We start from the raw sequence: 21,345 nt of genomic DNA on the forward strand, positions 1-21,345 counted from the left end.
TTTCCGCTCTAGTCACTCAACGCACGCATGCCCGAGATCCGAAGCGGGCTCACCCGAGAGGTCACACCCTGATGCATCGTCTCGCGAGAACGAAGGCCGGCCGACTGAGTGCCGTCGGCTCGCTCCTGGCAGCACTGATCGCACTGGTCGCACTGCCGACGGGCGCCTCCTCCGCGTCACCCACCGCCGAAGACAAGGGCCACATCCAGCCCGAACTGCTCGCCGAGTTCGAGAAGGCCGTCGACGAGACGCAGGAGTTCTGGGTCATCCTCGACAGCTCCGCTGACACGTCGAGCGCCTCCGGCGTCGGAGACTGGGACAAGCGCGGGCAAGCGGTCTACGACGCGTTGCGCAGCCACGCCAAGACGTCGCAGGCCGAGGTGATCGCCCAACTGGACGCCGCCGGCGCGACGTACACGTCTTACTGGATCACCAACGCCGTGCACGTGGAAGCGGGGACTTACGCACTGGCCAGCAGCCTGGCGGGCGCCACCGGGGTCGAGACCGTGCGCGCGCCGGTCACCTACGAGCAGGTGGAGCCGATCGACAAGGAACTCACCACGAACAAGATGGGACCCGACGCCGACGCGGCGGTCGAGTGGGGCGTCGCCAACATCAAGGCCGACCAGGTGTGGGACACCTACGGCATTCGCGGCGACGGCATCGTGGTCGGCAGCATCGACACCGGCGTGCAGTACGACCACCCGGCACTCATCCATTCCTACCGCGGCTACCGGGCCGACGGCACGGTCAGTCATGACTACAACTGGCTCGATGTCACGGGGGCATCAACGCTGCCGGTCGACGGCGGCGGCCACGGAACGCACACCATGGGCACCATGACCGGTGACGACGGCGCCGCCAACCGGATCGGGGTCGCCCCCGGCGCCACGTGGATCTCTGCCAACGGCTGCTGTCCTTCAGATGCCGCCCTGCTCGACTCGGCACAGTGGATGCTGGCCCCCACCAAGGTCGACGGAACCCGCCCCGACCCGGCGCAACGACCCAACATCATCAACAACTCCTGGGGCACGAGAACGCCCAGCAACGACCCCTTCATGGAGGACGTCCTGCAGGCGTGGGCAGACTCGGGCATCTTCGGAGTTTGGGCAAACGGCAACATCGGACCCGGCTGCGACACCTCGGGCGCGCCCGGGTCGCGGACCATCAACTACTCGGTCGGCAACTACGACATCAACGACACCATCGCGCCGTCGTCCTCACGCGGATCCGGTCAGGACGGCGAGATCAAGCCGAACATCTCGGCCCCCGGCACCAACGTCAGGTCTGCCTATCCCGGCAGCAGCTACGCGTCCATGACCGGCACCTCGATGGCGGCACCGCACACGGCGGCCGCCGTCGCCCTGCTCTACAACGCCGATCCGTCCCTGATCGGCGACCTGGCTGCGACTCGCGAAGCGCTCGACGGCACTGCCCGCGACACCGCCGACGACCAGTGCGGCGGCACGGCCGACGACAACAACGTCTATGGCGAGGGCCGGCTCGATGCGCTCGCGCTGGTGGAGTCGGCCCTCGAGCAGTCCACCAGCGGATCGCTCACCGGCACCGTCACCGACGCCGAACGACAGGTCCCCGTCACGGGCGCCACGATCACCCTGACCAGTGGCGAGCTCGTGCGCTCGACCCGGCAGGGCGAGAGCGGCGGCTATGCGCTCACGCTCCCGGTCGGCGAGTACACCGTGCGGGTCGCCGCGTTCGGCTACGAGCCGAGCACCACGACCGTCACGGTGACCGACGGGGAGACCACGACGCACGACGTCACCCTGACACCGCTCCCGGGCGGCACGGTCAGCGGTCGCGTGGTAGACCCCGTCACCGGTGCCGGCATTCCCGAGGCGGTGGTCACGCTGGCCGGGGTGCCGTTCGTCGGCACCACCGACGCCACCGGCGCGTTCGCCATCAACAAGGTTCCCGGGCCGAAGAAGTATGTGCTGAGTGTCAACGCCGGCCTCTGTGGCGCCCGCCTGGTCACCAGGTCGGTCGACATGGGCGGCACGGACGCCGTGGTTCCCACGATCGCCATGCCCCGACACCCGCTCGACGTCCCCTACGGCACGTCGTACGGCTATTCCTGTGTCACGGAGACCAGTGACTGGACTCCCGGCGACACCCTCCTCGTGCTGGCACCGATGGATGCCTCGGGAACGCGCCCCGTGACCGAGGTCGACCTTCCGTTCCCGTTCCGCTTCCACGGACGCGCACTCGACTCGATCGGAGTGCACGCTCCAGGACGAGGACCCGGAACAATGGGAGCGAGCGTCTCGTTCTGCCTCGACGAGCCGCGATGGAACGCGTGGACGCCGGATGCACCCTGTCCTTCGAGCTCCGCACTGACCCTGGACACGAGCCTCATCCCGCTTTCCCCGGAGAACGGTGGAGGACAGGTGTTCACGGCAGTGAAGGGAACAGCCCCGAACCGGACCTTCACCATCGAGTGGCGCGACTACACCTACTTCGGCACGGACGCAGACTTCGACCTCGGGCTCACGTTGCACGAGAACGGCGACATCGTCATTGCCGGCCATGACATCGACCCCGATTCACTGTTCGATCGGGCCGGAGCCGCCGGGCGCCCTCTGGTCAGCTCATCGATCGGTGGCCCGGCCCTGATGCATTGCTGCACCTGGGACCAGCTCCACGCGGTCGGCAACGAGAGCGGGGGCTGGCCGTGGCGGTCCGACGCCACGCAGGTGCGCATCGACCTGCCCGACGCGGGCACCGTTGCCGGCGTCGTGACCGATGCCGCCACCGGTGACCCAATCGCCGACGCGGTCGTCCAGGTACGGGCGCCCGACGGTGCCGTGCAGTGGCAGGTTCACACCGACGGGGCCGGCCGATACAAGACGGAGATCTTCACAGGGCACGGCTACACCGTGGCGGCGTACAAGCCCCGGACCTACGGACGCGGGACTCCCGTCGACGTGAGGATCGGTGCACCCGGGGCCACCGCTCACGCAGACTTCAAACTGGCCGGGGCGAAGCCGACAGTGACACTGGACGCCGACACTTCCGGACAGACCGCCACCCTGCGCAACAACGGCGACAAGGCCTACGAGTGGACGGCGGCACTCGACGTACCCGTGGCCTCACCCGCGGAAGCCGGATCACTGACCAAGGTGACCGATCTCAACGCGACGAAGGCACCCGTTGCGGTCGAGGAGGGCGGTGGGTCCTGGTGGGTGGCCCAGGCTCATCTGGTCGCCGCCAACCCCCAGCACGAGATCCGCGAATACACAACGGACGGCGACCCGACCGGCACCGTGATCGCTATGTCGGCAATTGCGAACGAGATCGGTGTGGACCCGTCGTGGCTCATCCCGTACGACCTGGTCTACGTCGACGCCACGAACGAGGTGTGCTTCATCGTCGCTGGTGACTCCGGTGCCGGAGGGTTCGACGCAACCCAGCCCTTCAACGACATCGTCTGCGCCGACGCCCGCGATGGAGGCTACTCGCGCGTGATACGTACCGACATCCCCGACTTCCACCTCGCCTGGGGACTTGCCTATGACGAGACCCACGATCGACTGTTCCTGCAGCACTGGCACAAGGACGACGACCGTTTCGCCAGCGGAGAGGCTCTCGGAATTCGACTGACCACGATGGCCGGGCCCAACAGCCCTCAGGCGGGCACCCAACTCACCTCGTGCACTCTCTACGGCGTGCAAGGCCTGGGCATGGCATATCAGCCCGGTTCGGACAGCATGTGGAAGATGGAGCGCTCGGGCTCTCGAACGCCGATACTCTCGCAGATCGATCCGACCACGTGCACCGAGACCGGGTGGCGCCGTGCAGACAATCCGCCAGCAGGTCTGCCGCGAGGCACTGACATCCGCCCGGACGGCACCCTGCTCGCGGCGTCGCTCACTGGCGACATCCTCGAGTTCGCCACCGGCGACGACGACGTCCCCTCGCTGCCGTGGCTGAAGCTCTCGCAGAACCGCGGGACGATCGCGCCGGGCGGCACCGCAACGATCGACGTCCGGGTCGACGAGACCCGGATCCCCGAGGGCGTCGACCACGTCGACCTGGTGCTCAGCGGCAACGGCGGCGAGCAGAGCAAGATCCGGGTGCCGATCAGGCTCCGGGAGAGTCAACAGACCGACACGACGCTCTCGCTGAGCGCGACACCCACCCAGGTGAAGGTCGGAGGCTCGACGAAGGTAAAGGTCAAGGTCAACACCACCTCGGGCGTCACCCCGACCGGACAGGTGACGGTGACTCCGCCGGGTGGCAAGACGGTGCGCGCCAACCTCGTCGACGGGTCAGCCGTGCTCGCCGTCGGGCCCCTCACCTCCGCGGGCAGGATCGCCCTGGCGGCTCGCTACCTCGGTGACGCGTGGAACCGGGCGTCGTCACGGTCCCTGTCCCTCACGGTGGTCGCGAAACCGAGACTGCGTCTGACCACGCGGGTCGTGACTCTGAAGCGCGCCTCGGCCTACGTGGGCCTGCGATGTGCCGGCACCNNGCCGGCACGTGTGCCGGCACCCTGGTGATCAAGAAGGGCGGCAACCCCGTGGCCCGTGGCTCGGTGTCATTGNNAGGGCAGGCACGGCGCGAACGGTGAAGCTGCCGTTGAACGCACGGGGCAGGGCGCTGCTGCGCAAGGGACGCAGGGTCACCGCCGTGCTGGTGGTGCCGAGCCCTTCCGGCACCAGCCAGGTCAGCATCACCCTGAGACCCGTGCGCTGACCGACCGGCCGCAAGGTCAGGCGTGGGGCTCGTGCTCCTCGCCGGCCTTGCGGGCGGCGTCACGGATCTCGAAGAGCTCGGTGGCCAGACCGCCCAGGGCCTTGCCGACGTCGCGGACTGCACCGACCACGACGCCGCCGACGTGGCCGACCGTCGACACGGTGGCCTCGAAGCCGTCCTGGATGGCGTCCTTGCGGATCTCGTTGCGGCTGATGTGGTCGTGATTGCTCATGATGACTCCAGTGTCACGGACGACGGGCGAACCGACAACCACACAGGCAAGGGGCGTTCGTCACGCCGGCGCCAGACGCCCCGATGCCGTCTGCGCCAGGACCTCGCGGAACGCGGGGATCTGCTCGCTCAGCTGCTCGACGGCCTCGGACGTGAAGTGGACGACCTCGAGCGGTGTCGCGGCGACGACGGTCGCCGTACGCAGCTTGTGGTTGACGATCGCCATCTCACCGACCACGTCGCCGGGCCCGAGGCGGGCGACCTCGACGTGGTCGCGCTGGATAGACACCTCGCCGGCCACGATCAGGTAGGCCTTGTCGGCCGGTGTCCGCTCCCAGATCAGGGACCAACCCTGCGGGACGGTCAGGCGGGTGCCCTCGGCGTGCATGCGGCGCAGCTCGCGCGGGGTCAGGCTGTCTGCGATGTGGGTCATGGTGACTCCTTCGTCAGGCGGCGACGGGGTCGCCGGCGCTGACCTTGGTCGAGGTGGAGGTGGAGGCGGCGTCCGCCTTCTTCGGCGGGAGCGCCATCTTGAAGATCTTCTTCGCGACGCTGCCGAGCTGCTTGTGCAGCGGGCCGGTGTTGTACTGCAGCCCGTAGCGCTGGCAGATCTCGCGCACCTCCTCGGCGATCTGCGGGTAGCGGCGCGCCGGCAGGTCCGGGAAGAGGTGGTGCTCGATCTGGTGCGACAGGTTGCCGGAGAGCAGGTGCATCAGCTTGCTGCCACTGATGTTGGCCGAGCCGAGCAGTTGCCGGTAGTACCAGTGGCCACGGCTCTCGTTCTCGCACTCCTCCTCGGAGAAGGTCGCGACGCCGGCCGGGAAGTGACCACAGAAGATGATGTTGAAGGTCCAGATGTTGCGGACCAGGTTGGCGGTCGCGTTGCCGGCCAGCGTCAACGGGAACAGCGGGCCGGTCAACGCCGGGAACAGCACGTAGTCCTTGAGCGTCTGGCGCTTGATCTTGCGCAGGATGCCGGCGCGCAGCGCCTTGTTCTCCTCCCAGGTGCGCTTGCCCTTGACCATGTTCTCGACCTCGAGGTCGTGCAGGGCCACGCCCCACTCGAAGAACACCATCAGCAGGAACGCGTAGACCGGGTTGCCGAGGTAGTAGGGGTGCCACTCCTGGTCCTCGTCCATGCGCAGGATGCCGTAGCCGATGTCGCGGTCCTTGCCGAGGATGTTCGTGTACGTGTGGTGGATGTAGTTGTGCCCGTACTTCCAGTTCTCGCTGGGGGCCATCGTGTCCCACTCGTACATCCGCGAGTTCAGGCCAGGGTCGCCCATCCAGTCGTACTGCCCGTGCATGACGTTGTGGCCGATCTCCATGTTGTCGAGGATCTTGGAGATCGACAACGAGGCGACGGCAAGGGGCCAGGCGGGCGGCAGGTAGAAGAGTGCGCGACCGGCGACCTCGAAGGCGCGCTGCGCCTTGACCACGTTGCGGATGTAGGTCGCGTCCTCCTCGCCGAGCTCGGACATGACCCGCTGGCGGATCGCGTCCATCTCCTTGCCGAACTCGTCGAGCTGGTCATCGGTCAGGGTGGTGCTGTTCATGGGCTTCCTTTCGGTCATGGTCTCGAGACGGTCGCTGCGCGACCTCCTCGACCAACGGGGAGTGTCAGAGGTCGACCGCGCAGTCGCCCTGGGGCGAGCTCACGCAGATCCTGATGTCTTCGTCGGGCAGGGACGACGTCTCACCGGTCAGCACGTTGGTGACCGTCCCCTCCTTCTTGGTCGCGGTGCAGGAGAAGCAGATGCCCATGCGGCAGCCGAACTCCGGCTTCAGGCCCGCGGCCTCGGCCTGCTCGAGCAGGGTGGCTCCGGTGTTGGCCGCCGTACTGCCGGCGCGGGTGAAGGTGACGTCGCCCTCGGCCGCCCCGGTGCTGACGACCGGCGCCTTGAAGTACTCCACCTGCAACGCGTCCGAGTCCGCGTACGCCTTCTGGACGGCGTCGATGAGCGGCGCCGGTCCGCAGGCCCAGGTGGGCACGTCGCGGTAGCCGGGCACGAGGCGCTCGAGCCACGCCGGGCTCAACGCCGGGTCGCCGAGCTCGGGGTGCAGCAGGTGAACGTCGATGCCGTAGCCGGAGCGGGCGATCTCGGCCAGCTCGTCGGCGAAGATCTGGTGCTCGGGCGACTGCGCGTAGTGCACGAAGGTGACCCGGCCGCGGTGGGTGCGGCGCTGCAGGCTGCGCAGCATCGACATCACCGGTGTGATGCCCGAGCCGCCGGAGATGAACAGCACGTGGTCGGGCACCTGGTCGGGAAGGGTGAACTCACCCTGCGCCTGCGAGAGGTGCACCATCGTGCCGACCTCGGCCTCGACGAGGTGCCGCGAGACCAGGCCGTCGGGGTTGGCGCGCATGGTGACGGTGAAGCGGTCACCCTGGCGGGAGTCCGGGCTCGAGACCGTGAAGACCCGCGTCGTACGACGCGCGCCGTCGATCTCGACACCCAGCTGCACGTGCTGGCCGGCGCGGTGACCCTGCCACGTGGACGTGGGCTGCAGCGTGATGGTGGCGACCGGCGGGTGGCCGGCGACGTCGACCTCGCGGTGCACGTCGACGATGCGGGCACGCACCTCGCGGGCGGCCCACATCGGGTTGACCAGCTCGAGGTAGCGATCCACGCCGTGCGGGGACGCCAGGGCCTCGAGGGCCCGGGAAGCGAGAAGGTTCTGGACGATGCTCATCACGAGCTCCGATTCGGTATGACTTTCAGTGAACATTCGTACACTGAAACAGTACCCAAAGGCTCCCCGGCAGCGTCAAGCCCGGTCCGTGTGAGCGTGAACACCTCGCACACGTGTTCACCGACAAGTGGTCGCAGTGTTCACCGAACCGCTACACTGCGCAGCGTGACGAGCAAGGCGGCCGCCGTACCCGACAAGCCCGAGAGCCGGCAGGAGCGCAAGGAGCGCACCCGGCGGGCGATCCTCGACGCTGCCCTGGAGATGCTCGCCGACGAGGGCTTCGGGTCACTCTCCCTGCGCGCACTCACCAAGGCCGCCGGCATCGTGCCGACCGCCTTCTACCGCCACTTCTCCACGCTCGACGAGCTCGGCCTGGCACTGCTCGACGAGTCCTTCATGACCCTGCGCGGCCTGATCCGCGAGGTGCGTGGCGGCGACCCGGCTCCCGAGACGCTCATCGACCGCTCGGTCGACGTGTTGTCCGTGCAGCTCGAGGAGCACAAGGCCCACTTCCGGTTCATCGGCCGGGAGCGGCAGGGCGGCAACGCCGTCCTGCGGGACGCGATCCGGCACGAGCTCAGCCTCTTCGAGCGCGAGCTGGCCACCGACCTGGCCCGCATGCCCGGCCTCGAGCGCTGGGGGGCCGCCGACCTGCACGTGCTGGCCAGCCTGTTCGTCGACCTGATGGTCGCCGCGGCCGGAGAGCTGGTCGGCCCCGCGGCGGACCACCCGGCCACCCGCAAGGAGCTGGTCGACAACCTGCGCAACCAGGCCCGCATGATCGTGGTCGGCGCGGCCGGCTGGGAACCCCTCGACCGCTGAGCCTCGAATCGGGCCGACTCACTCGTCGTCGTGGACGGCCAGGGCGAACTCCCGCATCTGCCGGTACGCCGCCACGGCTGCGAGCTGGGAGCTGACCTCGAGCTTGCGCAGGATCGACTTGACCTGGCTGCGCACGGTTCCCTCGGAGACGTTCGCCCCCTGCGCGATGAGCTTGACCGTCAACCCGTCGTGCAACATGGCCAGCACCGCCATCTCACGCGGGGTCAGGGAACCCATCAACCCGGCGACCCTGCGCGACTGGACACTCTCCTCGTGCCAGGCCTCGAGCGCGCGGACGCGGACCTCGTCGGCCATCACCGGCCGGCCGGCCGCCTCCTGGGTCAGCGCGCCGGCCAGGGTGTCGAGGTTGGTGGTCATCGGCAGCACCGCCGACACGCCGGCCTCGAAGAGGGCTCCCCACGCCGCGGTGTCCCTGGACCTGGTCAGCAGGAGCCAGCGGATCCGCACGGACGACACGGTGGCCACCGCGTCGCGCAGCAGCGAACGGTCCTCGAGCTCGCACAGGAGGAGCCCGACCGCGGGACCGAAGCGGGAGACCCGCATGGTGAAGTCCCGGTGGCCGCCGCGTCCGGACGGAGGGGTCAGGCTCACCGCCTCGAAGCCGCGACTGGCCAACGCCATGCGCACGGCCTCGCTGACCAGGCTGTGGTCGGAGACGACGATCAGGCGCACGACTGTCCCACCTGGCCGTTGACGCGGCACGACCGGCCCACCGGGTCCTCGGGAGAGCATTCTCGGAGCGTAGGACTCCCCACGACCACCACGTGGCCGTACGCCGCAACTTCGCCAATCTTGATGAGTCAGGTGCGCCGAGGCACTGCCCCACATTTGATGATGCTCCTGACCGGTCCCGAGCCCGAAGGTTGAGGGACCCCAAGATCTGGCCTCACCAGTCGCGTGGACCCGGACCGGTACACACCCCCCGCCCGCGTTCAGGACTTCCTTGCGACTGGTGAGTCCCTTGGGATCAAAGTTGCGAGATCTGGGCCAGTCGCTTGGGCGATCGTCCCCAATTTGTGGTAGGCACTCCCATTCGCCGGACAGGGCGGGCCCACCGGTCCTACATTCAACGACATGGTGGGGTGGACCTCCCTGCAGGCGTCCTCACACGTGCCACCACGGGACTCGGCCAAGGACTCATCGTCCTTGATACCGAAGGGTGGGCGCGGGGGCGCCGGCAGGACAATGGAACGATTTCATGACCGACCGCGGACCCAGTTCGGCTGGGAATGGCGGAGGTCGATCACGACTGCCCTGTTGCTGGCGTTGCCCCCGATCCTGGCGGTTGCGCTGGTCACCGAGGGCCAGCCTCGACTGTTGACCGCGGGGGCGGTCGCAACCCTCGACTTCCATCTGGTGCTGGCCGCCGGCGCCTTCCTGCTGTACTCCCGCTGGCGCATGACCGGCGACCCGACCAGCGGCTGGCTCTCGTCCGTGCTGGTCACCCTGTTCCTCAGCGGTGTGGCGTTCGCGATCGTCGACATGACCAACGTCGCGGAGCGCTCGGGCAGCACGGGTGACCTGATGGGCGCACTGTTGGCCACGCCGGTGATCGCAGGCCTCGTCCTGGCCACTCGTGGCGCGGAGCTGCCCGAGCGCCTGCACCCACTCGGACTGGGCATCACTGCGGGACTCGTCCTGCTCGCCGGGCGCCTGCTCTACACCTGGCTCGTGGACGAGCCCTTGGTGGCCCTGCCCCAGCCTGCCGCGGCGGTCGCCGCTGTCATTCTCGGAGCCGGCCTGGTGGTCGTCCTGGGGGCGTGGCACCGGTCGAGGAGGCCGAGGCCGGAGATTTCCACGCGCAGCCTCGTGGTGATCGAGGCTGCCGTCGTCACGTCCCTGTTGCTCGGGTCGGTCGGCACCACCGGAGGCACCCTGAGGTCGTGGACCGCGGTCGTCGTACTCATGGGGCTGTCGGTCCTGTTGGCACTCACGACCGCCACGATCCTCCTCCGCGCGCTGGCCGAGCAGGGTCCTGCCCAGCCGGTCGTGTCCGAGGACCAGCGGCACCAGGAGGAGCTGTTCCACGAGCTCCGGTCGACGGTCGCCGACATCAGCACCGCCTCGCAGATCCTGCTGGGCAGCGACGACCGGCTGAGCCCGTCCAGCAGGCACCGGCTCGAGCTCGGCCTCGCCTCGGAGGTGGCCCGCCTCCAGCGCCTGCTGAGCAACCCCGGTCCCCTGGAGACCAGTGCGGTCTCTCTCGACCAGGTGATCACCCCACTGGTGGCCACCCAGAGGGTCGCCGGGCACGAGATCCGCTGGGAGGCGACGGGTCATCACGTCCGTGGGCGGCAGGACGACATCAGCGAGATCGTCCACATCCTCCTGCACAACTCACTTCGCCACGCGCCCGGATCGGCGGTCACCCTGACCGTCGGACGCCGCGATGACGTGGTCGAGCTCCGGGTCTCGGACGCCGGACCTGGTATTCCGGCGGCCATGCGCGACTCCTTGTTCCAGCGAGGCGTACGCAGCAGGACGTCGCCAGGTAGTGGACTCGGGCTCTACCTCGCACGCCGCCTCGCGGAACAGCAGGGCGGCAACCTGCAACTTCGACACAACGACGGCGCGCGGGGTGCCTCCTTCGTGGTCACCCTGCCCCACTTCCGAGGAGAAGACTCTTGATCATCACCAGAACCGGGACCCGAGTCGCAGTGGTCGAGGACCATTCGCTGTTCGCCGAGTCCCTCGAGATCGCCCTCGACATGGAGGGTCACGACGTACGCCGGATCATCCTCTCCGAGGGAGGCCGGTCGGTGAGCACGTTGCTCCCAGCCATCATGCGTGCGCACCCGCGCGTCGTCCTGCTGGACCTCGACCTCGGCTCGTACGGCAACGGGGTGCGGCTGATCGAGCCGCTGACCAAGGCCGGCGTCAACGTCGTCGTGGTGACCGCAAGCATCGACCGCGGTCGCTGGGGCGAGTGCCTGCGCTACGGGGCACGGCAGGTGCTCGCGAAGAGCTCACCGCTCAACGACATCCTGGCCACGATCCGCCGGCTCAACGAGGGCCTGCCGGTGATCAGCCGCGACGAACGCGAGGAGTTGCTGGGCCACTGGCACAAGCAGCGCCAGGAGGTCCAGGTCATGCGGACCCGCCTCGAGCACCTGACCCACCGGGAGAGCCAGGTCCTCGGACACCTGATGGACGGACGCGCCGTGCGCGAGATCGCCCGCATCAGTGTGGTCTCCGAGGCGACCGTGCGCACCCAGGTGAAGTCGATCCTGTCCAAGCTCGAGGTCTCCTCGCAGCTCGCCGCGGTCGGCCTGGCCCACCACGTCGGTTGGCAGCCGGCCGTCGGCTGATCGCGAATCGCGTTCCCCACAACGCGATTCACCAACGTTGGTGATGCCGCGGCGACTGCCTCGCCAGCATGCTGGATCTGGGCCGTCCGTCCACCGCGGACGGCTCGCCATTTCCATCGGCAACGTGATGTGGGGTCGCAAACGATGAGCAGTGCCAACGCCCTGACCAACCCTTCGGTCCGGACCGCCCAGCGCCTCACCGCCCTACCGACCGCGGCGCCCTCTCTCTCCAGGCCGGCCCCGCCGCGACCACCCACCGTGCCCCTGCCCAGGACCGAACCGGCTCTCGTGCCGCGAGTGGACATGGTCGCCTCGACGCAGGTTCTGGCAACTCCCACTCGCCGTTCGGGCATCAGCCGCCGGGCCGGCTTCGTGATCGGTGACGCGGTCGGTGCACTGGTGGCCACCGCGGTGGTCCCCGGACCGCTCGCCGTGGTGCTGGCGCTGCCCCTGCTGTGGGTCCTCCTCGTCGCGGTGATGCGCGGCTACGAGTCGCGCCTCGTGCTGCCCGGCATCGAGGACCTCCGCCGGGTCGCCCGGGCCGCACTGGCCCTGGTCGTGACCGGGGCCGCGATCTCGTGGATGGTCGACCTGCCGACCCGACCCGGGCACCTGCTCACCCTCGTTGCCGTCACCACCGGAACCGCCGTCCTGCAACGCGTCAGCTGGGCGGGAGTACAGGGGTGGCGCCGCGAGCACGGACATGGCCTCACCCATCGCGTCGTGCTCGCCGGCCACCGGCACCAGGTCGCCGAGATGGCGACCGAGCTGGGCCGTTCCCGCAACCACGGCTTCGAAGTGGTGGACACCTGCACGCACGGACGCGGAACCCCCGTCGGCGCCATCGCCGACCGGATCCGCGAGGCCCGCGCCGACGCCGTGATCGTGTTGCCCTGCAAGCACTTCACTCCCCCGGTCCTGCGTCGGCTGGGGTGGGACCTGGCCACCACGCACACGCAGCTGTTCGTCGCTCCGGGGCTCACCGACGTGGCCGAGGGACGCACGACTGTCACCGCGGTCGGCACCCTGCCGATGATGCACGTGCGCGAGGCCGAGCTGCGCGGATGGCGCCGGATCCTCAAGGAGCTGTGGGAGCGCAGTGCCGCCGCCCTGGTCCTGCTGCTCCTCGCGCCCGTGCTCCTCGCGCTGATGCTCGCCGTCCGCATCGAGTCCCGAGGACCGGCGATCTTCCGCCAGACCCGCGTCGGGCGCAACGACGCGCCGTTCACGATGTTCAAGCTGCGCACCATGTGTGACCGGGCCGAGCAGCAGTGTGGCGAGCTCGCAGGGATCAACGAGGCGGACGGCGTGCTGTTCAAGGTGCGCAACGACCCACGGATCACCCGCATCGGCGGGTTCCTGCGCCGCTACTCGCTCGACGAGCTGCCCCAGCTGTTCAACGTGGTCCTGGGCGACATGGCCCTGGTCGGTCCCCGCCCCCCGCTGCCCGCCGAAGTCGAGAAGTACGGCGACGACGTCCGACGGCGCCTGGCCGTCAAGCCCGGGGTGACCGGGCTCTGGCAGGTGTCGGGACGCTCGGACCTGCCGTGGGACGAGGCCGTGCGCCTGGACCTGCGCTACGTCGACAACTGGTCGCTCGGGCTCGACCTGTCGATCGTGCTGCGCACGGCGCGGGCCGTCGTGTCCCACCAGGGCGCGTACTGACGCCGGCGCTCATTGAGTGCTGAACAGGTCGCCGAGCTCGGAGACTCGCTCGAGGACCTCCTCGAACCGGCACTGCTCCACACCCAAAGGGTCCCCCGCCCCTGCCTCGATCTCCTCCCACGTGCGCGGAGTCGCGACGTACGGCTTCTCCTTTCCGCGCAGGGAGTACGGCGAGATGGTGGTCTTGGAGCCCGCGTTCTGCGACCAGTCGAGGAACACCTTGCCCGAGCGGCGCGACTTGGTCATCACCGCGGTCACGAGCTTCGGCTGCTCTGCCTGCAGCTCCTCCCCGATCTCCTTCGCCAGGCCGGTGGTGCCCTCGGGGTCGAGGTCTCCGGGCAGTGCCGCGTAGAGGTGCAGCCCCTTGCTGCCGCTGGTGACCGGCAGCGCCTCGAGATCGCGTTCGGCGAGCTTCTCCCGCACCAGCAGGGCGATCTCGCAGCACTCGGCCAGTCCGGCGGGCTCGCCGGGGTCGAGGTCGATGACCAGGCGGTCGGGGTTGCGAGGGCGGCCGGTGCGGGTCACCGTCCACTGGTGCACGTGCAGCTCGAGGCTGGCCAGGTTGACCAGGTAGGTCAGGGCGGCCAGCCCGTCGACGACCGGGAAGACCAGCTCGTCGCCGTTGCGCGAGGAGCCGCGCGACCCCGTGGTCGGCACCTTCGCAGTGCGCAGCCAGCTCGGCGCACCCGCCGGCGCGTTCTTCTCGAAGAACGAGTTCCCCTGCACGCCGTGCGGCCATCTGATCCTGGTGACCGCACGGTCGGCGAGGTGCGGCAGCAGCACCGGGGCGACCTGGGCGTAGTAGTTGAGCACCTCGCCCTTGGTCGTGCCGGTTGTCGGGTACATCACCTTGTCGAGGTTGCTGATCCGCAGGGTGCGGCCGTCCACCTCGGCCCTGATCTCCGTCATTGCCCACCCCCGAGCAGGTCGTCGGGGCCGAGGTCGGCCCGCACTCCGATGTACGACGGCTGGCGCAACCGTCCCTGGGTCCCGAGGCCGAGCGACTCGACGTCGACCACGACGCGGGGCTCGACCCAGTGCGTGCCGGCCGCGTCGACACGCGGGATCTCGTCGACGAACGGGCTGCGGTCGGCGGCCAGGGGCTCGAGCAGCTCCTTGAGCATCGGCCCCACCTTGCCGGCGATGCCGCTGCCCACACGGCCCCGGAACACGAGACCCTCGGCCGTCGGCTCGCCCACGAGGATCGCACCGAGCCGCTGCTGCGAACCCGTCTCGTGGCGCCACCCGCAGATCACCCACGACGTGCGCAGGCGATGTGGGAACTTCAGCCAGTGCGGGCTGCGCACGCCGAACTCGTAGCGCGAGGACAGCCGCTTGCTGACCACACCCTCGAGGCCCTGGGCCCTGGTCGCCTCGAGCAGCATGGCGCCGTCGTCGTACACCTCGGGCACGTGCCACGACTCCCCCGCGAACCCGAGCGACACCAGGATCTCGCGGCGCTCGGAGAGCGGTTCCCGCGAGAGGTCGCGGCCGTCGAGGCGCACGATGTCGAAGGCCAGGAAGGTCACCGGCCGGGTGGTCGCCAACCGTGCCGCACGCCGCGCGTCGCGCACGTGCATGCGCTCGGCCAGGGCCCCGAAGCTGGGACGACCGTCCTCGAGGGCGATCACCTCGCCGTCCAGGAGCAGGTCGCGGCCGGCCATGCCGAGCAGCTCGGGGTAGCTCGCGGTCACGTCGTTCTCCGCGCGACTGGTCAGGCGCACGCCCTCCCCGGAGACGTCCGCGAGGACCCGCATTCCGTCCCATTTCACCTCGTGCACCCAGGCGTCCCCGGTCGGGACGTGGAGACCTCGGGTGGCCAACATCGGTCGCATGTCCCACATCCTTGCAATACTGGTGGCATGCGCGCGATCTGGAAGGGTGCGGTGTCGTTCGGCCTCGTGTCCGTACCCGTGAAGTTGTACTCCGCCACCGAGAGCCACGACGTGTCGTTCCGTCAGGTTCATGCCAAGGACGGCGGACGCATCAAGTACCAACGCGTCTGCGCCATCGACGGTGAGGAGGTGGCCTACGCCGACATCGCCAAGGGCTACGAGACCGAGGACGGCGAGATGGTGATCCTCACCGACGACGACATGGCCGAGCTGCCGTCGACGTCGTCGCGTGAGATCTCGGTCGAGAAGTTCGTGCCGAGCAACCAGATCGACCCGATGCTGTTCGAGAAGTCCTACTACCTCGAACCGGAGAAGACCGGGGCGAAGCCCTACGCGTTGCTGCGCCAGGCCCTTCTCGAGGCCGACCGGATGGCCGTGGTCACCGTGGCCCTGCGGCAGCGTACGTCGGTCGCCGTGCTCCGCGTCCGTGACGACGTGATCGTCCTGCAGACCATGATGTGGCCCGACGAGATCCGCACGCCCGACTTCACGATCGACTCCGGCGAGGTCAAGGACAGCGAGGTCAAGATGGCCGAGATGCTGGTCGAGACCCTGGCCGGCGACTTCGACCCCTCGGAGTTCGAGGACGACTACGCCGGCGCCGTCGAGTCCCTGGTGAAGAGCAAGATCGAGGGCGGGGAGATCCAGCGCACGCCCACCGCCACCAAGTCCTCCGGCGAGGTGGTCGACCTGCTGGCCGCGCTGCAGAAGTCGGTGGCAGCGGCCAAGGAGGCCCGTGGGGAGGACGCTGACGACGCTCCCGCGAAGAAGTCCGCCCCGGCCGCGAAGGCACCCGCCAAGAAGGCGGCAGCAAAGAAGTCCACGGCCAAGAAGACCGCCACGAAGAAGTCCCCGGCGAAGAAGTCGGCGCCCAAGAAGAAGGCCAGCTGAGCCTCGTCGCCCCGCCTACCCCAGTGTTCGACCGAACGCTGGTCAGCCCCCTCGCCCATGGTTAGTGTCGACGTGTCGTGCTGTCCGGCACGGCGCTACGGGGATAAGGACATGGGGAATGAACACCTGTGGGGGTGTTTCCCAGACCATGCAGGCACGGCTGAGGCTGGCCGAGGCGCGGGTCCGGGAATACGAAGAGACGATTCATGAGATGGGCGGCACGATCGCGGGGGTCAATGCGGCCGCACGCCTGCTCCTGACGCACGGGGGCGACCTGGGTGAGGACCAGGCGCGCACCCTGGAGACGATGCTCAGCTCCGAGCTGGGTCGCCTCGACAGGTTGCTCTCCGACGCGCGGGACGGCTCCGTGTGCGTGCTCGACCTCGACGAGCTGCTGCTGCCGCTGGTCACGGTCCGGCGCCTCCTCGGCCACACCGTCGAGTGGCAGGCCAGCGATCTCCGGGCGATCGGGGACACCGACGGCCTGTCGGAGGCGGTCAACATCCTCCTGACCAACGCGGTGAGGCACGGCAAGGGTGCGCCGATCACTGTCGCCGTCGAGGAGGTGGGCGACGTCATCACGATCGCGGTCTCCGACGACGGGCCCGGAGTTGCCCCGGAGATCCGCGCCGACGTCTTCCGACGCGGCGTACGCAGCGACAACTCCGACGGCCAGGGCCTGGGCCTCTACCTGGCGCGCGAGCGCATGACGGCGCAGGGCGGCACCCTCGAACTGGCCGACACTCCGGTGGGCGCGTGCTTCGTGGTCACCCTCGCCGCGCACCGGCCGTAGCCGCCTGCGAGTCCGGGAACCTCTGGTCGAAGCGGGCGAAGGCAAGGTCCATCAGCCGTGGCGCGACAAGGTTCATCACCTCTGACACGGCGCCCGCCAGGGTGTTGACGGTCAGCGGGCGGTCCTCGAGCGCCCGCACGACCTTGGCGGCGGCCTGCTCCGGTGACTCGGAGCGGGCGTCGGCGTACGCCTCGGTGGGCGCCACCATGGGCGTCCGCACCAGCGCCATGCGGATGTTGGTGAACGTCACGTTGTCGTCCCACGCCTCGCGGCCGGCGATGCGGGAGAACGTGTCGAGGGCGGTCTTGGAGGCGATGTACGCCGCGAACTTCGGGGCCTTGACCTGCACTCCCCACGTCACGATGTTCACCACGTGGCCGAACTGCTGCTCGCGCATGGCGGGCAGCAGGCCGAGGATCAGCCGGACCGGGCCGAAGTAGTTGATCGCCATGGTGCGTTCGAAGTCGTGCATGCGGTCGTAGGACAGGGCCAGCGACCGACGGATCGACCGGCCGGCGTTGTTGACCAGGTAGTCGATCGCGCCGTGCTCCGCGAGCAGGGACGCGATGAGCGCGTCGACGGCGTCGCCGTCAGTGAGGTCGACCGCGTGGGCGGTCGCCCGGCCACCCTCGGCGGCGATCGCATCGACCACGCGCCGCAGCTCGTCGGCCCGCCGGGCCACCAGGACCACGTGGGCTCCGCACCGCGCCACGGCGTACGCCGTCGCCTCCCCGATGCCGGACGACGCACCGGTGATCAGGACGGTGTGGTCGCGCAGCGGGCTGTCGGTGGCGCTGCGCCGTCGTAGGACGTGGCGGCGCAGCAGGGCGCCCGGGGTCTGCAACAGCAAGTTCACCAGTGCAGGCTAGACCGTCTCCCAGCGGAACAGCTTCACGGCCACCAGCCCGATCACCGCGGTGAAGGCGAGCAGGATGCCGGCCACCGGCAGCGCCGCAGCCAGGCCCTCGCCGCGCACCATCACGTCGAGCATGCCGTCGTTGAGATGTCGCAGGGGCAGCAGCTTCGAGAGGAACTGCAACCAGCCGGGCGCGCCGTCCAGTGGGAAGAACGACCCACTCAGGAAGGCCATCGGCATCACGAAGAAGTTGGCCAGGTTGACCGCGCCCTCCGTGGTCTTGGCCAACGCACCGGCCAGCAGGCCGAGCGCCATGAAGCACAGGGTTCCGCAGATGATCAGCGGGATCGCGAGCCACCAGTTGCCGGTCAGCTTCAGGCCGAACGCGCCCGCACCCAGTCCGAGGAAGATCGCCATCTGCACCAGGGCGACCGCCACCGTCACGAAGATGCGGGCGCCCACGATCGACCCGGTCCTCACCGGCGCGAGCTGGAGCCGACGCAGCAGCTTGCTCTGCCGCCAGCCCTGCAGGGTCGCCGCGGCGCCGAACGCCGCGCTCATCGCGATCGCCCACCCGAGGAGCCCGGGCGTGACGAACTGGATCGTGGTCAGCGAGTCGTCCTCGACCGCCTCCGCCCGGAAGGAGAACTTCGGCTCCTGGCCGCTGGCCCGGACGTTCGCGGCGTCCACGAAGGCGCTCAGGGTGCCCGCCGTCGTCGCGGCCCGCACCTGGTCGGTCTGCGTGTAGTGGGCGATCAGCTCGTCGCCCCTCATCTCGACCGCGGCGTCGGCGTCGCCCTTGCGCACCTCGTCGAGCGCGTCGCCCCGGTCGTCGACCTTCTTCACGTCGAACGAGTCGTCGAAGGCCTTGCGGGCGTCGGCCGGCAGGTCGTCGATCAGCGAGACGTCACCGATCTGGAGCAACTCCGCCTTCGGGGTGTCCTCGTCGTTGAAGATGCCCCCGAAGAGCACCAGGAACATCAGCGGGAAGATGATCGCGAAGAACACCGACGCCTTGTCGCGGAAGAATCCCTTGGCGATCGCGATCGAGAGGGCCTTGAAGGCGTTCATGCTCGATACTCCCGCCCGGTGAGGTCCAGGAAGACGTCCTCCAGGGTGGCACCGCGCACCTGCAGTCCCTCGAGGGCGTCCTGCCCGGCCAGCGCCGTCAGCACGGCCGACGGTTGCTGGGTCGTGAGCACCACCGACGACTGGTCTCCGTCGACGTGGTCCACCCCGGGCAGAGCCCGGGCCGCATCGTGCGCGAGCAGGTGGGCGGCGACGCTGATCCGCACCGGTGCGTCCAGGCCGCGGATCAGCTCGGCCGGGGTGTCGAGCTCGAGGATCCGGCCGCGGTCCATGATCCCGACCCGGTCGCAGAGCACCTCGGCCTCGTCCATGTAGTGCGTGGTCAGCACGACGGTGCGACCCGACTCGTTGAGCCCGGCGAGCAGGTCCCAGAGGTTGCGGCGGGCCTGCGGGTCGAGCGATGCGGTCGGCTCGTCGAGGAACACCACGTCGGGCTCGTGCACCAGCGCGCAGGCGATCGAGAGCCGTTGTGCCTGGCCGCCGGAGAGGTTCTCGGTGCGGGTGTCGGCCTTGTCGGTGAGCCCGACCCGCTCGAGCCAGTCGTCGGCCTGTGCCGTCGAGACGTCGTACATCGCGGCGAAGGTGTGCAGCTGCTCGCGGGCGGTCAGCCGCTCGAAGAACGCGGACGCCTGAAGTTGTACGCCGATCCGCGGCAGCAGCGCGGAGTTGCGCGGCCAGGGGCTCGCCCCCAGCAACCGGACCGACCCCGAGTGCGGCTTGCGCAGGCCCTCCATCATCTCGAGGGTCGTCGTCTTGCCCGCCCCGTTCGGCCCGAGGATGCCGAAGAACTCGCCCTCGGCCACCTCGAAGCTCACCCCGTCCACGGCCTTCAGGTCCCCGTAGACCATCGTCAGGTCAGTGACCTCGATAGCTGCCATGCGGCCTGACGCTAGCGGGCCCGAAACTGTCATTGCATCCTCCAATGACCGTGTCGGGCCCGCCGTGCGCGAGACGCTGGTGCCAATCAGTGCCGACGCTTGCCCTCGAGTGCGTGGCGGATGGTGAAGTAGGTGTCGGTCTGGTCGGTCAGGCCGGACACGTTCGCCGAGCCCGGGCCGTACGCCGCGATCCGCAGCTGCGCACCGGTGTGGGACATCGATCCAGGAGTGTCGGAGGTGGCGTAGTTGATCGTCATCGGCTGGCCGTCCGCGGTGACCAGGTTCGCGGTCAGGCCGGGCGTGACGGCATTGGCCTCGATGATCTGGCTGGTGTGCGCGTGGTCGGCGGTGACGATGACCAGGGTGTTGCCGTCGGCCTTCGCGAACTCGAGGGCCTTCTGCACGGCCTCGTCGAGGTCGACGGTCTCACCGATCTGGCCACACGCGTTGGCACCGTGGTCCTCCTTGTCGATGCTCGCGCCCTCGACCTGGAGGAAGAAGCCGTTCCTGTTGTCCAGCAGGTCGATCGCCTTCTCGGTCATCTGCGCGAGGTTCGGCTGGGTGGCCGGGCGGTCGGGGTTGTCGGTGCACTCGACCGGAGCGCCGGTGCCGCCGTGTGCCGCGATCGGGCCCTTGTAGCGGACCGGCATGTTGCCGTCGGCGAACAGTCCGAGCACCGGCTTCTCCTGGTCGGCGGCGCGGACACCCTCGAGGGCGTCGGCGTCCTCGACCACCTGGTAGCCGCGCTCCTGGGCCTGGGCGAGCAGCGTCTTGCCGGCGTACTCGCCGACCGTGGCCTGCTTGGTGAACGAGGTCTTGCCGCCACCGAGGGTGACGTCGGCCCGGGTCTCGATGAGCTGCTCGGTGATCGACCCCTTGCCTCCGTTCTCCTTGGCGTTCGTGGGGCACTGGGCCAGCGTCGAGGCCGGGTCGTAGCACTTGCGCCCGGTGACGTGGGAGGCCAGCACGGCCGGCGTCGCGTCCTGGAGCTCGGCGGTGCTGACGTTGCCGGTCTTCAGGCCCTGGTCCTTGGCCCACTCCAGGATGGTCTCCTGGTCCTTGCCGTAGGTGTCGACGGAGATCGCGCCGTCGTACGTCTTCGTGCCGGTGGCCCACGCGCTGCCGGTCGCGGCGGAGTCGGGCACGTAGTCGATCCTGGTCGTGCCCTTCTGCAGGGAGTAGGTCGTGTAGCTGCCCGTGACGGGGAGGGCGTCGATGCCCGCGAACTGCCCGGCGGCGCCTTCTGCGTAGTTGCGGGCGACGGTGATCTCCGAGTCCCCCATGCCGTCACCGATGAGCAGGATGACGTTCTTTGCCTTGGCCTTCTTCTTGACCTCCGCCTTCAACGCGGCGGCCTTGTCGCCCGTGTTGCGCTGGGCGGCGCCGTGCTGGCTGAGGTCGGTGCCGTCAGCGTAGGTCGCGCTCGCACCGAGTGCGAGGGCACCGATCGCGAGCGGAATCATGAGACGCCGTGAGGGCAGTCGCATCG

At 69.1% G+C, this 21,345-nt stretch carries 18 protein-coding genes; 7 read left to right on the plus strand and 11 right to left on the minus strand.

From position 1 onward, the window contains the following. Positions 1-71: 71 nt before the first annotated feature. On the plus strand, positions 72-4,487 hold a 4,416-nt coding region (locus ASH02_RS12225; RefSeq protein ID WP_235539038.1), incomplete at its 3' end, for a S8 family serine peptidase. 242 nt (positions 4,488-4,729) lie between these two features. Here the strand turns inward: ASH02_RS12225 and ASH02_RS12230 are convergent. The 4 genes from ASH02_RS12230 to ASH02_RS12245 form a co-directional block, all read right to left on the minus strand. Then, the gene (locus ASH02_RS12230; RefSeq protein WP_056681507.1) at positions 4,730-4,945 is read right to left on the minus strand and encodes a hypothetical protein; all 216 of its coding nucleotides are present in this window, start codon (positions 4,943-4,945) and stop codon (positions 4,730-4,732) included. A gap of 60 nt (positions 4,946-5,005) precedes the next feature. Next, the gene (locus ASH02_RS12235) at positions 5,006-5,377 is read right to left on the minus strand and encodes a Crp/Fnr family transcriptional regulator (protein ID WP_057294828.1); all 372 of its coding nucleotides are present in this window, start codon (positions 5,375-5,377) and stop codon (positions 5,006-5,008) included. Positions 5,378-5,390: 13 nt separating this feature from the next. Further along, the gene (locus ASH02_RS12240) at positions 5,391-6,500 is read right to left on the minus strand and encodes a fatty acid desaturase family protein (protein ID WP_057294829.1); all 1,110 of its coding nucleotides are present in this window, start codon (positions 6,498-6,500) and stop codon (positions 5,391-5,393) included. A gap of 64 nt (positions 6,501-6,564) precedes the next feature. Next, positions 6,565-7,638: a ferredoxin reductase gene (locus tag ASH02_RS12245; RefSeq protein WP_057294830.1), complete on the minus strand. Its 1,074-nt coding sequence runs from the start codon at positions 7,636-7,638 to the stop codon at positions 6,565-6,567. A gap of 165 nt (positions 7,639-7,803) precedes the next feature. Here ASH02_RS12245 and ASH02_RS12250 point away from each other — a divergent pair, with 165 nt between their 5' ends. Continuing rightward, positions 7,804-8,460, plus strand: a complete 657-nt coding sequence (locus ASH02_RS12250; RefSeq protein WP_235532572.1) for a TetR family transcriptional regulator — start codon at positions 7,804-7,806, stop codon at positions 8,458-8,460. A gap of 18 nt (positions 8,461-8,478) precedes the next feature. Here ASH02_RS12250 and ASH02_RS12255 read toward each other — a convergent pair whose 3' ends face one another. Continuing rightward, the gene (locus tag ASH02_RS12255) at positions 8,479-9,153 is read right to left on the minus strand and encodes a response regulator transcription factor (RefSeq protein ID WP_056681511.1); all 675 of its coding nucleotides are present in this window, start codon (positions 9,151-9,153) and stop codon (positions 8,479-8,481) included. 585 nt (positions 9,154-9,738) lie between these two features. Here ASH02_RS12255 and ASH02_RS12260 point away from each other — a divergent pair. From ASH02_RS12260 to ASH02_RS12270, 3 genes are all read left to right on the plus strand, one after another. Next, on the plus strand, positions 9,739-11,109 hold the full coding sequence (locus ASH02_RS12260) for a sensor histidine kinase (RefSeq protein WP_057294831.1): 1,371 nt from the start codon (positions 9,739-9,741) through the stop codon (positions 11,107-11,109). Beyond that, positions 11,106-11,789, plus strand: a complete 684-nt coding sequence (locus ASH02_RS12265) for a LuxR C-terminal-related transcriptional regulator (protein ID WP_056681513.1) — start codon at positions 11,106-11,108, stop codon at positions 11,787-11,789. The genes ASH02_RS12260 and ASH02_RS12265 overlap by 4 nt, the downstream gene beginning before the upstream one ends. A 144-nt stretch (positions 11,790-11,933) precedes the next feature. Then, entirely contained in the window at positions 11,934-13,454 is a 1,521-nt protein-coding gene (locus ASH02_RS12270; RefSeq protein ID WP_082563787.1) for a sugar transferase, read from the plus strand. A 9-nt stretch (positions 13,455-13,463) separates the two neighbouring features. Here the strand turns inward: ASH02_RS12270 and ligD (ASH02_RS12275) are convergent, their stop codons facing one another. Together ligD (ASH02_RS12275) and ligD (ASH02_RS12280) are read right to left on the minus strand one after the other, a co-directional pair. Continuing rightward, positions 13,464-14,363 carry a non-homologous end-joining DNA ligase gene (gene ligD / locus ASH02_RS12275; RefSeq protein WP_056681515.1) on the minus strand — a complete coding sequence of 300 codons (900 nt, stop codon included), beginning with the start codon at positions 14,361-14,363 and terminating at the stop codon, positions 13,464-13,466. Further along, on the minus strand, positions 14,360-15,289 hold the full coding sequence (gene ligD / locus ASH02_RS12280; protein WP_056681516.1) for a non-homologous end-joining DNA ligase: 930 nt from the start codon (positions 15,287-15,289) through the stop codon (positions 14,360-14,362). The genes ligD (ASH02_RS12275) and ligD (ASH02_RS12280) overlap by 4 nt, the downstream gene beginning before the upstream one ends. Before the next feature lie 27 nt (positions 15,290-15,316). On the opposite strand from ligD (ASH02_RS12280), the gene ku reads away from it, so the two are divergent. Continuing rightward, the gene (gene ku, locus ASH02_RS12285; protein ID WP_056681517.1) at positions 15,317-16,240 is read left to right on the plus strand and encodes a non-homologous end joining protein Ku; all 924 of its coding nucleotides are present in this window, start codon (positions 15,317-15,319) and stop codon (positions 16,238-16,240) included. 148 nt (positions 16,241-16,388) lie between these two features. Further along, entirely contained in the window at positions 16,389-17,033 is a 645-nt protein-coding gene (locus tag ASH02_RS12290) for a sensor histidine kinase (protein ID WP_162250956.1), read from the plus strand. Here the strand turns inward: ASH02_RS12290 and ASH02_RS12295 are convergent. The 4 genes from ASH02_RS12295 to phoA all read right to left on the minus strand — a co-directional run bounded on the left by ASH02_RS12295 (position 17,008) and on the right by phoA (position 21,343). Then, a complete protein-coding gene (locus tag ASH02_RS12295) occupies positions 17,008-17,889 on the minus strand; it encodes an SDR family NAD(P)-dependent oxidoreductase (protein ID WP_235532573.1) in 882 nt (293 codons plus the stop codon). The genes ASH02_RS12290 and ASH02_RS12295 overlap by 26 nt on opposite strands. A 9-nt stretch (positions 17,890-17,898) precedes the next feature. Then, a complete protein-coding gene (locus tag ASH02_RS12300) occupies positions 17,899-18,960 on the minus strand; it encodes an ABC transporter permease (RefSeq protein ID WP_056681520.1) in 1,062 nt (353 codons plus the stop codon). Continuing rightward, positions 18,957-19,856 carry an ABC transporter ATP-binding protein gene (locus ASH02_RS12305; protein ID WP_082563789.1) on the minus strand — a complete coding sequence of 300 codons (900 nt, stop codon included), beginning with the start codon at positions 19,854-19,856 and terminating at the stop codon, positions 18,957-18,959. Before ASH02_RS12305 ends, ASH02_RS12300 begins: the two co-directional genes overlap by 4 nt. 86 nt (positions 19,857-19,942) lie before the next feature. Further along, the gene (phoA, locus tag ASH02_RS12310) at positions 19,943-21,343 is read right to left on the minus strand and encodes an alkaline phosphatase (protein WP_082563790.1); all 1,401 of its coding nucleotides are present in this window, start codon (positions 21,341-21,343) and stop codon (positions 19,943-19,945) included. Positions 21,344-21,345: the final 2 nt, after the last annotated feature.

The sequence above is a fragment of the Nocardioides sp. Soil796 genome, assembly GCF_001429525.1.
Taxonomy (GTDB): domain Bacteria; phylum Actinomycetota; class Actinomycetes; order Propionibacteriales; family Nocardioidaceae; genus Nocardioides.